Source organism: Siphonobacter sp. BAB-5385, from assembly GCF_002261125.1.
In the GTDB taxonomy this organism is placed as follows: domain Bacteria; phylum Bacteroidota; class Bacteroidia; order Cytophagales; family Spirosomataceae; genus Siphonobacter.
Genome location: NZ_NMPS01000220.1, coordinates 97,214 through 112,104, shown reverse-complemented (window position 1 = coordinate 112,104; position 14,891 = coordinate 97,214). Strand labels below are relative to the sequence as shown.

General features: G+C 50.7%; 12 protein-coding genes. 10 read left to right on the top strand and 2 right to left on the bottom strand.

The genetic code is table 11. The annotated features are described in order from the left end of the window. Positions 1-102: 102 nt before the first annotated feature. Positions 103-1,365 (bottom strand): PepSY domain-containing protein, encoded by a 1,263-nt coding sequence (locus tag BWI93_RS23280; RefSeq protein ID WP_094815885.1) that lies wholly within the window; start codon positions 1,363-1,365, stop codon positions 103-105. Between the two features lie 280 nt (positions 1,366-1,645). Between BWI93_RS23280 and BWI93_RS23275 the strand changes: the two genes are divergently transcribed. The 8 genes from BWI93_RS23275 to BWI93_RS23240 all read left to right on the top strand — a co-directional run bounded on the left by BWI93_RS23275 (position 1,646) and on the right by BWI93_RS23240 (position 10,438). Then, entirely contained in the window at positions 1,646-2,215 is a 570-nt protein-coding gene (locus BWI93_RS23275) for an RNA polymerase sigma factor (protein WP_094815883.1), read from the top strand. 139 nt (positions 2,216-2,354) lie between these two features. Continuing rightward, on the top strand, positions 2,355-3,350 hold the full coding sequence (locus BWI93_RS23270) for a FecR family protein (RefSeq protein ID WP_094815881.1): 996 nt from the start codon (positions 2,355-2,357) through the stop codon (positions 3,348-3,350). Beyond that, positions 3,347-6,235, top strand: coding sequence for a SusC/RagA family TonB-linked outer membrane protein (locus tag BWI93_RS23265; protein ID WP_094815879.1), 2,889 nt, complete (start codon positions 3,347-3,349; stop codon positions 6,233-6,235). Before BWI93_RS23270 ends, BWI93_RS23265 begins: the two co-directional genes overlap by 4 nt. Positions 6,236-6,264: 29 nt before the next feature. Further along, on the top strand, positions 6,265-6,597 hold the full coding sequence (locus BWI93_RS23260) for a hypothetical protein (protein WP_094815877.1): 333 nt from the start codon (positions 6,265-6,267) through the stop codon (positions 6,595-6,597). Between the two features lie 40 nt (positions 6,598-6,637). Next, positions 6,638-8,065, top strand: a complete 1,428-nt coding sequence (locus BWI93_RS23255) for a RagB/SusD family nutrient uptake outer membrane protein (protein WP_176454306.1) — start codon at positions 6,638-6,640, stop codon at positions 8,063-8,065. A 41-nt stretch (positions 8,066-8,106) separates the two neighbouring features. Next, positions 8,107-8,721 carry a hypothetical protein gene (locus BWI93_RS23250; RefSeq protein ID WP_094815873.1) on the top strand — a complete coding sequence of 205 codons (615 nt, stop codon included), beginning with the start codon at positions 8,107-8,109 and terminating at the stop codon, positions 8,719-8,721. An 88-nt stretch (positions 8,722-8,809) separates the two neighbouring features. Beyond that, positions 8,810-9,931: a cytochrome-c peroxidase gene (locus BWI93_RS23245; RefSeq protein WP_094815871.1), complete on the top strand. Its 1,122-nt coding sequence runs from the start codon at positions 8,810-8,812 to the stop codon at positions 9,929-9,931. An 84-nt stretch (positions 9,932-10,015) separates the two neighbouring features. After that, on the top strand, positions 10,016-10,438 hold the full coding sequence (locus tag BWI93_RS23240) for a hypothetical protein (protein ID WP_141217576.1): 423 nt from the start codon (positions 10,016-10,018) through the stop codon (positions 10,436-10,438). 126 nt (positions 10,439-10,564) lie between these two features. Here the strand turns inward: BWI93_RS23240 and BWI93_RS23235 are convergent, their stop codons facing one another. Then, positions 10,565-11,902 carry a Gfo/Idh/MocA family oxidoreductase gene (locus BWI93_RS23235; RefSeq protein WP_094815868.1) on the bottom strand — a complete coding sequence of 446 codons (1,338 nt, stop codon included), beginning with the start codon at positions 11,900-11,902 and terminating at the stop codon, positions 10,565-10,567. 255 nt (positions 11,903-12,157) lie between these two features. Here BWI93_RS23235 and BWI93_RS23230 point away from each other — a divergent pair, with 255 nt between their 5' ends. Together BWI93_RS23230 and BWI93_RS23225 are read left to right on the top strand one after the other, a co-directional pair. After that, positions 12,158-13,423, top strand: a complete 1,266-nt coding sequence (locus BWI93_RS23230; RefSeq protein ID WP_255158027.1) for an MATE family efflux transporter — start codon at positions 12,158-12,160, stop codon at positions 13,421-13,423. Between the two features lie 269 nt (positions 13,424-13,692). Further along, positions 13,693-14,631: a glycerophosphodiester phosphodiesterase family protein gene (locus BWI93_RS23225; RefSeq protein ID WP_255158026.1), complete on the top strand. Its 939-nt coding sequence runs from the start codon at positions 13,693-13,695 to the stop codon at positions 14,629-14,631. The last annotated feature ends 260 nt before the right edge of the window (positions 14,632-14,891 follow it).

The following is a 14,891-nucleotide window of genomic DNA, read 5'->3' as shown; positions in this document are numbered from 1 at the left end:
GATGCTTTAGCGTCTCAGGGTTAAAGGTTTGACATTTTGAGCGTTGGTAAACGCAAAAGCCCCTCCGTTTTCAATCACCGGAGGGGCTTTTGCTATAACTACCTAGCTGTTTTCTGGAAGTGAGTGTCGGTTACTGTTCATGACGGGTTTAAAGGTTGGGCGAGCAGCAGGCGTAACATTCGTAGGGCGAGTCGTACGCGTGGCATTTCCCTTCTTTTTACCCTTCCCTTTACCAAAACCTTTGCGGTTCCACCAGACCAGAAAACCCGTAACCGGCAGGGAAGCTCCAATTAAACTGGCCAGGAAGGCTAGTACTTTTCCCGGAAAGCCCAGTACACTTCCCACGTGAATATCATAGTTCATACGGCGGATTTGAGCCCCGGTGGAAGCTTCAGCAAAGGGCTTGCCATAGATTTTATCTTTCGGAAATTCCTTGAGTGTATGTTGATCGAAGGCGTACCCCTGATTATCGTAGAAATGCGTACGGCTCGGGTAAATGGTGATGGAAATCGGAGCTTTAGCGTCTTTAGGACTTGGATAGCTGTAGAAAAATCCTTCCGCTTCGGGATGACGGCTGATGACCGTATTCCAGGCCTTGTCCATCGCCTGATCCACGGTGTAGAATTTCTGGGCTTGTAACGTATCTGAGCTATTCCGGGCAAAAGGCGGCAGATGATCGCCTCCCGAAGTAACCCAGTACAAGCCTTTACTGTACCATTCAATGCCGTATACCATACCCGTCATGGCAATGGCCAGTAAAAATAGTAACGAGTAAAAGCCGAGTACGTTGTGCAGATCAAGGTTAAGGCGTTTGAACGAAGCTCCCCACTTAATTTTGAAGCTCTTATCTACCGTACTTTTATTCCATTTCTTGGGATACCACCAGATCAGTCCCGTGATCAGCAACACCACAAACACGAGGGTACCGTAATTAACAATGGGCCGACCAATGGGATACGGCAGCCACAACGCCCGGTGACCGTTGAGAATGAAGCGGAAGAAGTCCGTTCCATCTTTTTCGAGCACCTTCTTGCCCAGTACTTCGCCCGTATAGGGATTCAAACTGACGGTGTGATCACCCCGACGTCCTTCGCCCAGCGAAACTTCGGCAGCCCGACCCATGCGGTAAATGGCGTACACGACGCGTTTACCCGGAAACACGTTTGAGGCGATTTGCTTGAGTTCCGAGGGTTTGAGAACGGGTTTGTTCTGTTTTTCAATGCGACTGTTGGGTTCCAGCAGGGCGGTAATTTCATCGTTAAACACCCAGATACATCCGGTGATGCAGACAATGAAGACAATGACACCGGAAATGAGTCCTAACCACAAATGGAGCCAGTTGTTAACTTTTCGAAACAGGGACATTGGTTGTACAAAGAAATTTGAGATGGGTTTGAACCGGGCCTTAGAAAATGGGATCGTGCGTCAGGAAACGTGTTTCTGTTTTCTCAACCGCTACAAAACTAGAACGCTATTTGTATTTAGTCCAAATTAAATAACCTTTATTTTACTAATCCTGCCCCTATTTAGCTCGGCGGCCACGTAAAAGAGCCGCTTCTCACTAGAGAATCTTCCCGGATCCGGGCAGATCTGCTTTTCTATTTATAATGATTATAAATAATTTCACTACTTTTGCGGCCATTCAATGGCTGACACGACTGAACATACCTACTGGAATCAACTCCGAAGAGGCGACCGAGCCGCTTTTCTAAGCCTCTACGAGTCTTATTACCAGGCCTTGTATACGTTCGGTTGCCGGGTCAGTACGGACCGCGAACTCGTGAAAGATGCCATTCACGAATTATTTTGTGAATTGTGGGACCGCCGATTTCACTTGCCGGAAGTCACGCAGATCAAGTCCTATCTATTTACCTATCTCAAGCGAAAACTGTTGAAAGAACAGTCGTTTTCTTTCGATTCGCTTCAGGTGACGACGCCTCAGCCCAGCGAACGCTCCTACGAAGAGGTGCTCATGGACCAGCAAACCGACGAGGGCAACCGCCTTCGCATGCAGCAGCTGCTAACCAAACTTACCCCCGGCCAGCGGGAAATGATCCGCCTTCGGTTCTACGAACAACTCAGCTACGAGTCGATTGCCGAGCAGCTACAGGTGCAGCCCCGCACCGTATACAATCAGATATCCGAAGCCCTGAAAACGCTTCGCAAACACGTACAGGTTCTGATGAGCCTACTCCTTTTCTTTCTGGTACGGTAAGGCTTGCTCTTTTCTTTTCTAGAAAATTTACGCAACTAAGGTTCTGTCAGACAGACCATACTTCGTATTTTGAAAATTGTTCAACATTTTCCGGTAAAAATGACTGCTTTCCTGCACTGGTTTTCAAACGCAGTCAACCATGGATCATTACCAGGCCGAAGACTTTGCCGCCGACGAATCCTTTCTGGCTTACTATCTGAAAACCGACCCGGAGGCCGTTGCCTTCTGGGAGCATTGGATACGCACGCACCCGGAGAAGCTCGATGAAGTCGTAGCGGCCGAAAGCCTGCTTGATCTACTGACCGTACGACTTCCTTCTCTGGAACTTGAACAGGAAAAAGATCGCTTACAAGCCTACATCGATGAAGCTCCCGTGATAGGGCTGCCCAAACGAAAACCCTGGCTCATCGCTGCTTCGATTTTGCTGGTATTGAGTCTAGGAGCGGGTTTTTGGTACGCAAACCGTACATCCCGTACGGAAGCACCGGTTGAGGAATGGGTTCATTATTCAACCCCAAATGGCAAGAAGACCAAACTTACACTATCGGACGGCAGTACGGTGATTCTGAACGCCGCCAGTACCATTCATTACCCTAAGGCTTTTGTTTCAGACATCCGCGAAATTCGACTTGAGGGAGAAGCCTACTTTTCCATCCACCATGATGCCCAGAAACCCTTTCTGGTACGTACCGACGGCTTAACAACCCGGGTACTCGGAACTGAATTTAATGTGTCAGCCTATCCGGAAAAGGCGGAGATTTCTGTGGCTTTACTCAAAGGGAAAGTACAACTAGAAGATACGCTTCATCAACAGCTTCAACTTGTACCGGGTCAGCAGGCCGTGTATCAGCGGACCCGACATGAGCTCAGAAAAAACAGCTTCGATTCTCTGGCCGTCAGCGGCTGGAAGGACGGCTACCTGGTTTTCAAAAATGCTGATTTCAAAACCATTGCAGAAGCCCTGGAGCGAACCTACGGCTACCAACTGATTCTCCAACACCCCACCCAACCCTGGCAGTATACGGGCACCTTCCATCGGGAAGACGTTCGCCAGGTCCTTGAAACTATTTGCTTCTCTAAACACCTGACTTATAGCATCCATCAGCGTACGATTTATTTAAGAGCGGAGCAATGATTACACGGGTACCTGGGCTGCTTGTAGCCCTTTGGATTAGTTTTGGCATATGGAATCAGGCGGGAGCCCAGCAGCTTACCCTACGACTCCAGCAAGCCAGCCTGACTACTATTTTTTCAGAAATCGAAAAACAGGCGGGCGTTCAGTTTCACTACGACGCCCAGGACATTCCACTCAAACGCCGATTTGATTTCAACAGCTCGGGCCCGTTACCGGTTATTTTACGGGACCTCGCCAGCCTCAGCAATTTGGCTTTTCTGCAAAAGGGCAACCGCATTCTGGTACGTACGCAAGCCCAGCGACGCGTAAGCGGCCGCGTCATAGATCGTTCTGAAAAAACGCCCTTACCGGGGGTTTCGGTACGTTCGTCTACGGGACGGGTGTTGGCCGTTACGGATGCAGAAGGTTACTACACGGGTACGGTTTCGGCAACAGACCTAAGCCAGGCCCGGCTGGAGTTTCGGATGGTGGGCATGAAGCCGATCCTTTCTCCGCCCCTGGGCTCATCGGCCACGCTGGATGTGGAAATGGAGCCGGAATCCCGACAAATGAATGAGTTGGTCATCACCAATGCTTATACCAACGGGACACCCAAAGAGGAAGTAATCGGTAGTATTTCGCAGATCAACGCGAAAGAATTGCAGCCGTACCGGCCCATTGAGAGCTTCGATAAAATGCTGGAAGGACTCGCCGCTGGCGTGTACGTGGAGCCGACAACGCAACTGGGTACTCCCGTGAAAATTAACATTCGCGGTCAGGGTACGCTTACACCCGTTGGTGGTACGCGAACGACCTCTACGCAACCGCTCTTTGTCATCGATGGTATCCCCATCATGGAGCAGGAACGCGGCGATGCCGCTCAAATCTTCTCCGGTGAAACGCTGATTAACCCCATCGCGGGCATTAACCCGCAGGATATTGCTTCCATTTCCATTCTCAAGGATGCTTCGGCGACGGCTATTTACGGAGCTAATGCGGCCAACGGAGTCATCATCATTACCACCAAGGCGGGCTCGGCGGGCCGGACAGCGGCCCACGTCTCCGTCTCCCGGGGCGTGTCAACGTTCATCAACCGCATGAAGCTGTTGAGTGGTCCGGAATATTTCACGCTCAAACGGGAAGCCTTGCTCAACAGTGGTTTCACGGAATCGCAGGCCGCCGACCAGGCCGGTAGCTCTACGATTGATACCGACTGGCTGGGCCTTACCACTCGGAATGCTTCCTACACGGCGATCAATGCGGATGTATCGGGAGGTAAGGAAGGCACCACCTACCGCTTTTCAACGGGCTATCGTTACCAGCAGGCCAGTGCACTGAAGAATGATTTGCAACAGCTCAATTTGAGTTTGAAAGTAAATAGTATCCTGAATCGGAAACTTAAACTCGGGGTAACATTATCGCCGACGATTATCAAAAAGAGCGGACTCGATAACTTTAAAAACAACGCGTACCTACCCCCTAATCTATCGCCTTACGATGCGGAAGGGAACTTTACGACCTTGCTGGGCGTACCCAATCCGTTAGCCGTACTAGCTCAAAACGAAGCGTTTACTGATGCTCTGGCTTTTAATGGCAATGCCAACCTGCACTACGCGGTTACCCCGAACCTTACGATTTCGGGAACCATCGGGACTAACTTTTCGCAGAGTAAGGATGTAAGCTACGATTCAGCCAAAAACGCGACGGGCAGTACCAAAGGCGGACAGTTGCAGATTTTCGACCGGCAGACCCTGGGCTGGCTGGGCTATCTGCAGGGTACGTATGCCAAAACCTTCCAACAGAACCATTCCGTGCAGGTGATTGCGGGGCTGGAGGCTCAGGACCAGCGAACCGTGTTACTAGCCGGATCGGGCACGAACTTTACCTACGATCGCATTCGGGAAATCAGTCAGGCTACCCGCCAGTCCGCTTCTTCTTCCAAACAGGAAAACGCAACTGTTTCGTATTACGCTCAGGCTACGTACGATTTTAAGAAAAAGTACCTGCTTACCAGCAGTATCCGGGCCGATCAGTCGTCCATGTTTGGCAGTGATTTCAACCTGGCCCTTAATTCCGCCGTCGGCCTAAGCTGGATTATCAGCAAAGAGCCGTTTTTACAAAATCATCCGGCGTTTACCTTTCTGAAACTTCGAACCAGCTACGGCTCAACGGGCAATTCCCGCATTGGCTCGTATGCCGCCCGGGGTCTGTACAATTTCAGTTACGGCAACTATAACGGCTACGTAGCCGCTGTACCGGAAACTTCTTCCGCTCCCAACCCCAATTTAAGCTGGGAAAAAAACCTGAAACTCAACCTGGGACTGGATCTTACGCTGTTTGACCGCCTTTCAATTACAGCGGAATATTATCAGAATACGATCCACGACCTGATTTCCAACGTAGAAGTTCCGCTGGAAACGGGTTATGGTAGCATTTCCTACAATACCGCTAAGATGCGTAATCAGGGCTTTGATCTCACGCTGCAAACGCACTTCATTCAGAGCAAGCACTTTAAATGGCGTTCGACGCTGACGACGGGTTTTAACCGCAACCGGATTTTGCAGTACAATCAGGGTTTTACTTCCGTATATAGCGACCCGGCCTCTACTACGAGCGAAGCCAACGCCGCCATTCGGGAAGGCTACAGTACCACGGCGATCTGGGGGATCCGCTGGGCGGGCGTGAACCCGGAGACGGGTAATGAGCAATTCTATGCCCCCGATGGCTCTGTCGTGGACCGAACCACCATTCGCACCTATCCCCGTTCGAGTTACTTCGTGCTGGGCGATCGCCTGCCCAAAGCTCAGGGGGGCTGGGTGAACGATTTGAGCTACAAGCAATTTTCTCTGACGCTCAATATCCTGTATAACCTGGGCGAAAATCGGATGGAGCTACGCAATTTATAGGTGATGGAAGGAATCTACGGCATTCCAACATGAGTGTCAATCTGCTGGATCGCTGGCAGAAACCCGGGGATGTAGCACCCGTCTCGAAGTTGTTGATTGAAAAAGGATTGGTAACCAACTCCTCCCGGTACCTACAGGATCTGACGCACCTGAAGCTTTCCAACGTTACGCTCCATTACAGTCTGGCTTCCGCCTTGAGCAAACGACTTCGGATGCAGGGTGTCTCCGCCTTCCTCAATATCACCAACGTTGCGTACTGGTACAAAGACAAAAGTCCCGCGGGACGTAATGGCGTACGAGAAACCCGCTTTGCCTTTCCCGAAGCCCGTACGCTCAGTCTAGGTCTAAATCTTAGTTTGTAAACGCATCATGTTTTCTTTCATACTATCATACAAACGCCTCGTGCGAAAACTGGGAGTCCTGGGCTTGCTGGCGGTATTGGGCAGTTGTCAGGCTTTGCTTGATAAAGAGCCTCAAAATAAAATTTCACTGGAAGAAACCTTTCAGGACATTGAGTCCGCTACGGTAGCCCTGAGCGGAGCCTATCGTTCGCTGTTTGAAAGTAATTACCTGAACGGAAACCGGACGTTTTATCCCGATCTGGCAGGGGGCAATCTCAAGTATTCGGCAACGAACCGGCAGATCCTGGGCGATGTGTACAACTTTACGGCCGATCCCGACGCCGGGAGCATGAACAGTACCTACGCCCAGCTGTACTCAATTCTCAACAACCTGAATAACATTATTACCCGGGCTCCGCAGATACCCAATGGCTCCGAACGTACACGAACACGGCTCGTTGCCGAAGCAATGGCACTGCGGGCAATGATTCATTTCGATCTGGTCCAGTTGTACGCCCAGCCTTATACGTACACAGCAGATGCGTCGCATCCGGGTATCATCCTGAATTTGAAACCCATTTTAGTGACGGAATCGCAGCGTCCCCGATCCAGTGTCGCGGAATGTTACGCAGCAATTCTCTCGGATTTGGAACAATCGCTGGTGCTTTTTGAAAACAGTACGGCGATTTGGAGCTCGGGTAGCACGAAAAACTACATGAACTCCTCGGTAGTGCGGGCCCTGCTGGCCCGGGTGTACCTCCACAAGGCCGATTACCAGCAGGCGTATAACCAGGCCAACGCCGTCATTACCAGTGCGGCCTATCGCCTGTATACGAATCAGAATTACGTGGAATCCTGGTCACAGAAGAATACATCCGAGGCCATTTTCGAAGTCTCTGTTCCGGCCAATTATACGGGTACGAGCCTGGGCAGTTACTTCGATGCGACCACGGCGGGCGTTTCTACTACCTATTTGCAAATGGCCGCCACCAACGACTTATTGCAGCTGTACTCGCCCACCGACGTGCGGGCCAAAGCCCACTTGTACAACACCCTTACCATTGCGGGTAGCGAATATTCTTTCAGTAAAAAGTACGCCCGGGGAGAAGCCAATGCAACGGGTGTAAAAGTCATCCGCTTGTCCGAACTCTACCTGATCCGGGCTGAAGCGTCCGCCCGCCTGGGCCAGTTGAGCCAGGCCTACCAGGATCTGAATACCATCCGGACGCGAGCCGATGCCGAGGCCATACCCTTACAGGGGACCGATCCCGAGGCGGCCTTGAAGCTGATTTGGCTCGAACGCCGTAAAGAGTTGTGTTTTGAAGGCTTCCTACTGCTAGACCTTTCACGAACCCACCAGCCGCTACTTCGACAGGACTGCCAGGGCCTACGGTGTAGTTTGCCGTATCCCTCGCACTTTTATATCCTTCCCCTACCCGCCCGAACGGTGCTGGTCAACCCGCTCATTTCCCAAAATCCGGGGTATTAATTCGTTCATTTCAATCCCTTACTACAAATCCTACATACACCATGAAGTTGTTTCGCTTACTTCCCTTACTGATGGCCGGCCTTTTAGGGTTGCACAGTTGTTCCAAGGATAATTCCATCGAACCCGAAAAACCAGCTGAGGAGCAGGCTTCGAAAGATGTCGTTTCGGTCTTCCATAAAACCGATCAGTATTACCAGCCCTACGTGTATCGCTACGATTCGACCGCAAGAAAATGGACCAACCGGATTGCTTCCCACTTTTCAACGGTTCCGGCTAGTGATCCTACCTACATTGGTTTCACGAACCCCAACGTAGTAGACAGCGGCGTTAATCTTTTTGGAATGGTTACGCTGTACGCGACTCAGATTGGTACCAACAACATCAAGGAAGCAAAAATTAACGCTGAAAAAGTCCTGCAATTTTTTCCGGATGCCGTTGGTGCCACGAAGGGTAAAGTCAAAGTACTGAATCAGGACGTGACCATTTCGCGTAAAGACGGTGCTCCGTTCAAAATTGGTATTAGCGGAGAGGGTACGTATGATACCCAAACCAAAGTGATGGATCTGGTGGTGCATTTCAACGAAACGACCATTGGCGGTGCGGCAAAAGTCTCGCGTACCTACAAAATCAGCGTGGACGCATTAAGTCTCAATTAAGTAGCCTCGTACTGCATTTAACCGTAGCGATTCTTTATTACTTCCCGAAGGCTTTTCATGGGTTTTCGGGAAGTTCAGTAGACTGCCTATGCGATTTTTCTTTTTGCTTTCCGTAGCCTTTTTCATCGGACTTACGGCCTTCCAGCACGAGTATTCGGTGGATGAACTTCGGCACTTGTACAGCAGTGGAGATGTTTCCCGCTGGCCTAAACCGGAGATTGATTCTTCCGTCGTAGGTACGTTTCAGGAAATCGGGGTGCTGGGCAAGGTTAGCCATCCGGCTTCCAACCCGTATTCGGAAGCGAAAGCGAAGTTGGGAAAATTGCTCTTTTTTGATCCGCGACTTTCGCAATCCAAACAAATTGCCTGTGCCTCCTGCCACGATCCGGAGCTGGGCTGGGGCGATGGCCGGCATTTATCGTTCGGTCACAATCGCCAGAACGGCAAACGAAACGCCATGACCATTCTCAATACGGGCCATTACCAGCGGCTATTCTGGGATGGGCGGGCGGCGAGTCTGGAAGAACAGGTGAACTTCCCGGTGCAGGATCCGCTGGAAATGGCTCAGAATCTGAAAACCATGCAGCGAAATATTCGCAAGGTAAAAGGGTACCGGCCGCATTTCGCCGCCGCCTTTGGTACGGAAGAAGTGACGGTCAAACGCATTCAGCAGGCCATTGCCACGTTTGAACGAACGGTTGTCAGTCCGCCGAGCCGTTTTGATCGTTTTGTTCAGGGAAATGCCCGGCTGCTGAACGACGATGAAGTGATGGGCTTGCATTTATTTCGCACGAAAGCCCGCTGTATCAACTGCCACAACTCACCTTTATTTTCAGACAATCAGTTTCACAACGACGGGCAAACCCTGTACGGCTCTTCACAGCAGGACTTTGGAAAGTATCTCCAGACGGGTGATCCTCAGGACGTCGGCAAATTTCGTACGCCTTCGCTGCGGGAAGTGGCTCGTACCGGCCCCTGGATGCACCACGGCAATTTCCCGACGCTCCGGGATGTTATTGAATACTACAACCTGGGCAACCCCTCGCCCATTCAGCGAAGGGTAGTCGTAGACGAACGACTGCGGCCTGTCACCTCACCCCTGCTCCGGAAACTCCATCTCACCCAAACGGAGCAGCTTCAACTGGAAGCGTTTCTGAAAACGATTTCCGTTCCTTCCCAGAAAATCAATCCGTTTGAGTTGCCTCAGTAGCGAACAGGTGGTTCGACTGCCCATTTTTTTTTGCTCTTCCAACGCTTAGGCCGGACAAAGGGTCTTAGAGCAAACGTATCTGCAATGAGACTCCTTTGTATTCCGCTTCTTGTTTTGAGTGCCTTTCTCCTGGGCATGCTCGGCTGCAAAAAAGAGAATGAAGTGACGTGCAAGACCGTCAGCGAAGAGGTGGACAACCAGAAGGCCTCCGAGCCTTTTCACCGCGATTCCTCACGGGTTTTGACGTTCGAGATGTTTTTCAATGACTCCGTATCGATTACCGTGGGAAACCGGGTAGCCATTACCGGACATTTGAGTAGTGACCTGACCACCGGAATGGCCCAAAGCTTTTCTATTAAAGCACAACCCGGTGAGCTCATTAGGATTCAAATGACTAATGACTGTGCTTACTTTCCACTAAAAGACGGCTACAAATACCTGTATCTTAACCGTAACAAGGGGAAATGGAAAGTAACCTACTCGAATGTGGGGCGGGGATATTTTTAACCAGAGTTACGGAAGCATGCGTACCGAATGATGCTACGCTCAAAGCCATAAATAGTGCGTAATTTCCAGCATCAAAAAAAGCAGCTCTTTGTAGGGCTGCTTTTTTCGTACTTAGCTCGCAAAAATTTAAACGGGTGGTTCCCAGCCTTTTTCGTACGTGCGGCTCCAGAGCTTCATGGCTTCTTTATCCCGAATATGACCGTTTTTGGTATCGACTTCGAAGGATTTATTAATGCGGGAAGAAATGTTCGCTAGATGGCAGAGCAGTACACTTTTGGCTCCTTCATCGATGGGTGAATTTTGTTTGGCTTTCCCCCGAATGGCTTCGAAAAAATTAACCATGTGGCCAGTCGTCATATCACCACCGCCGCCCAGTGCCGTGCCCGCTTCGGAACCTTTGGCCTTGCTGTCTTTCACCAGCTTGCCTTCCCGGCTGAAGAGCTTGTACCCATCCCGATCAACGTATACCGTACCCGTCGAGCCGTAGATTACGGTACCGCGGTCGGTGCCGTAGGTTTTGTAACCCGATCGGCTTTTCCCGTCCCATTGGATGATTTTGTTGCCCGGAAAACGGAACGACGCTTCCATGGTATCGTACATCTCCCAGCCATCGTTGGGAAAATGGCGTTTCGCTGCTTCCACATTCACGTATTCAGGATAATCTACCTGCAAGGCCCAACGGGCGACGTCCAGCTCGTGCGTGGCGTTGTTGCCGCTTTCGGCCGTGCCGTAAGTCCAGCCGTACCAGTGCCAGTTGTAATCCCAGGTATCGTGCGTGTATTCGCGACGGGGAGCAGGACCCTGAAACAAATCCCAGTCCAGCCCCGTGGGTATAGGAGCCTTTTTCGGCACCGGTACTTCGCCCCGGGTAGCCACGTAAAAAGCCACGGCTTTATAAGGCGTACCGATGGCTCCATTATGAATTTGATGGATAATATCGATGGTTTCCGGTGATGAACGTTGCTGATTTCCCATCTGAATCACCTTCCCGTATTTTTTCTGAATGGCCACCAGAATCTCGCCTTCCCGGGGGTTGTGGCTGCAAGGCTTCTCCACATACACGTGCTTGCCCGCCTGTACCGCCAGCCAGGTACCCGGAGCATGCCAGTGATCGGGCGTAGCATTGATGAGTACATCGACATCCTTGTCGGCAATGACCTTGCGAATGTCATTTTCTAGCTTAGGTTGGTAATCGATGTGTTTGGCAAACTGCTTGAGAGCCGACTCCCGCTGCTTCTGCATTACATCGCAGAGGTACACCAGCTCGACATTACTGTCTTTCTTGCCAATGGGTTCAAAATAGGCTCCTAACCGCCGACCTAATCCGGCAATGGCTACCTGCAGCCGTTCGTTGGAGCCGATGATTTTAGCGTAACTTTTGGCGGACATCCCGACCCCGCCGAGGGTCAGTCCGGCCGTCGTAAGAGCCGTTTTTTTAAGAAACGATCGTCTGGATTTTTCCATAAGGAATTAGAGGCTTTGATACGCCCGTGCCTCGTCCGAAGCGGACCTGAGCAGACGGGTGGTTGAATCGCTGAAATTACAGGAATTTGTTAAAAATGATATAGTCTTGCGACAAATCCGGCGATTCTGAAGGTTCAAGTGGCCTAAAATGGTCCTTCTGCGGGAAGTGCGTCCGCTAGTTTCGGATTTTTTGCCGACCTGCTCGGGAAGCTTTCGTACCTTTGCGGCTTTCTTAAGTTGCGATACGATTGAGTCATGAAAACGGAAGCCTTCAAAACTATTCGATTAGCTTTACCCATTATTATTGGTGAACTTGCTCAAATGGCCCTGCACATCATTGATACAGCCATGGTGGGGTCCATTAATTACAAACAACTGGCCGCCGTTTCGCTGGTATTCAATGCCATGAATATTCCCTTTGTGATCGGCATCGGTATGACGATTTCCGTTTCCCAAATGGTATCTATGGCCCACGGTCAGAACGACGCCCGTCAGGTTTCCCATTACCTGTACAATGGCTTTTGCATTTGTGCCCTAACAGCCCTGCTGATTTCATTTACCCTGTTTTTCGGGAAAGACCTCCTCTTTCACTTGGGTCAGGACCCGGAAGTAGCCACGCTGGCCGTACCCTTTATGCAGTTGATGGGGATTTCCATTATTCCCATGTTGCTGTTCATGACACTCAAGCAATTCACGGATGGCCTCGAACAAACCCGCACGGCCATGCTGTTTTCGCTGGCGGCCATGCCCATTAACATTTTCATTAACTGGCTGTTGATTTATGGCAACTGGGGCTTCCCGCGACTCGAACTACTGGGAGCCGCCTGGGGTACGCTCATCACCCGTACGCTGATTACCATAGCGTTGGCGGCGGTTATTCTGACCCACCATTCGTATAAAAAGTACATTCAGCTTCGGAAAGAGGAATGGTACCTGCGTCGCTCGACGATTCAGGAATTGCTGCACATCGGGGTACCCAGTAGCCTGCAGGTCGGTATGGAGGCGGGAGCCTTCGCCGTTTCGGGCATCATCATCGGTACGATTGGTGCCGTCGCTCAGGCGTCCCACCAGATTGCCCTGAGTTGTGCGTCGGCTACGTTTATGGTCTCGATGGGACTGGCTCAGGCGGGCTCCATCCGGGTCAGCAATGCCTTTGGTCGTTCGGACTGGCCGTTGATCGCTACTATTGGAAAGAGTACGTTACTAACGGCCCTGGCTTACGGCGTTTGCTGTGCCCTGGGTTTTGTACTGCTCAAAGACCATCTACCCCATTTCTTCAATAGCAATGCGGAAGTCGTTTCGCTGGCGAGTATGCTGCTGCTGTTCGCGGCCATTTTCCAGATTTCTGACGCGACGCAAGCCATTGGAGCGGGCCTCTTACGCGGCATCAAGGACGTCCGAACGCCTACCTGCTCATTGCCGTGGCGTACTGGGTGGTGGGTATCCCGATGGGCTACTGGTTTGCCTTTCACGGCGGCATGGGAGCTTCGGGTATGTGGCTGGGCTTCATCAGTGGTCTGACGTTCGCCTCCATTTTCCTGATTGCTCGTTTTCTGCGAATGTCCAAACGAAACGCCCCGGTACTGGTCAGCTAGTTTTTTCGGGACACCTTTCTGCACCGTTTGTTTTTTCTGTCTGGAAAAGCAAACGGTGCTTTTTTTAACGACGCTTGGTACATGAAGCGATCGTTACGGAAAGCCTTTTTGATTTAATCTAGCCGTAACAGGCTCCCTTGGGAAAGTCTTTACTTTTGGGCCCAATTTTATCCGCAGACGGACCTTCCCGTTCGTATGCTCTTTCTTCTCCATTCACTCTATTATTTCCTGACGATGAAACGTCTTTGGTACGCTTTACTTTTCAGTGGACTTGTACTTCCGCGTGTACAAGCCCAACAAACCCTCGATGTACAGGCCCACCGGGGCGGTATGGGCCTGGTCCCGGAAAACACGGTTACATCCATGATTCATGCGGTACGGCTGGGTTGCCGGACGCTGGAGCTGGATTGCGTTATTTCGGCAGACCAGAAGGTGGTGGTTTCCCACGACCCGTATATGTCGTCCGTTTTCATGCGGAAACCTGATGGTAACGACATCACGAAAGAGGAAGAAAAGTCCTACGCTCTCTATCAAATGAAGTACGACAGCATCCGGACCTTCGATGCCGGGAGCAAACCGCACCCGAATTTTCCGCAGCAAAAGAAAATGAAAACGTATAAACCTCTGCTTTCGGAAGTCATCGACAGCGTGGAAACTTACGTTCGCAAGCATCATTTGAAGCCGGTTGCTTACAACATCGAAACCAAGTGTTCCCCGCAGGGTGACGGAAAGTACAATCCTTCACCGGATGTATTCGTACAACTGCTCATGCAGGTCATCCAGAAAAAAGGCATCGCCAACCGCGTAACTATTCAGTCTTTCGACGTGCGTACCCTTCAGGAACTCCACAAAAAGTACCCCAAACAAAGCCTTTCGCTGCTGCTTTATAACAAAGACAGCGTAGCCGATAACCTGGCCAAACTGGGATTCACGCCACAGTACTACAGTCCGCATTACACCCTGGTCACTTCCGAAACTGTGAAAGAAGTACACGAAAAGAAGATGCGAATGTTACCCTGGACAGTAGATGAAGAAAAAGATATGCAACGTATGGCTTCCTACGGCGTCGACGGGATTATCTCAAATTATCCCGAACGGCTGATTGGGTTGTATGGGAGTTATCAGAAGAAATAAGATTGATTTTTTGGTCCGTTTTATTACTCTAGATAGGTCTGCTCAGTAGGACGTACTCTTTCCATCGCGAATAATATCCGTAACCGAAGCTTTACTTTTTTTAGTATTTCGTCATTTACCTAGACTGAGTTTGGTGCTCAGATAGGGCTGTTCGGTAACCCGTAAGCCTCTCCTAGACTAAAAGACCACCCGTGCCTACGGGAAGAAATACTGCCACTGTGATACTATTGTTGCTAGAAACTTTTTATAAACCCTGTATA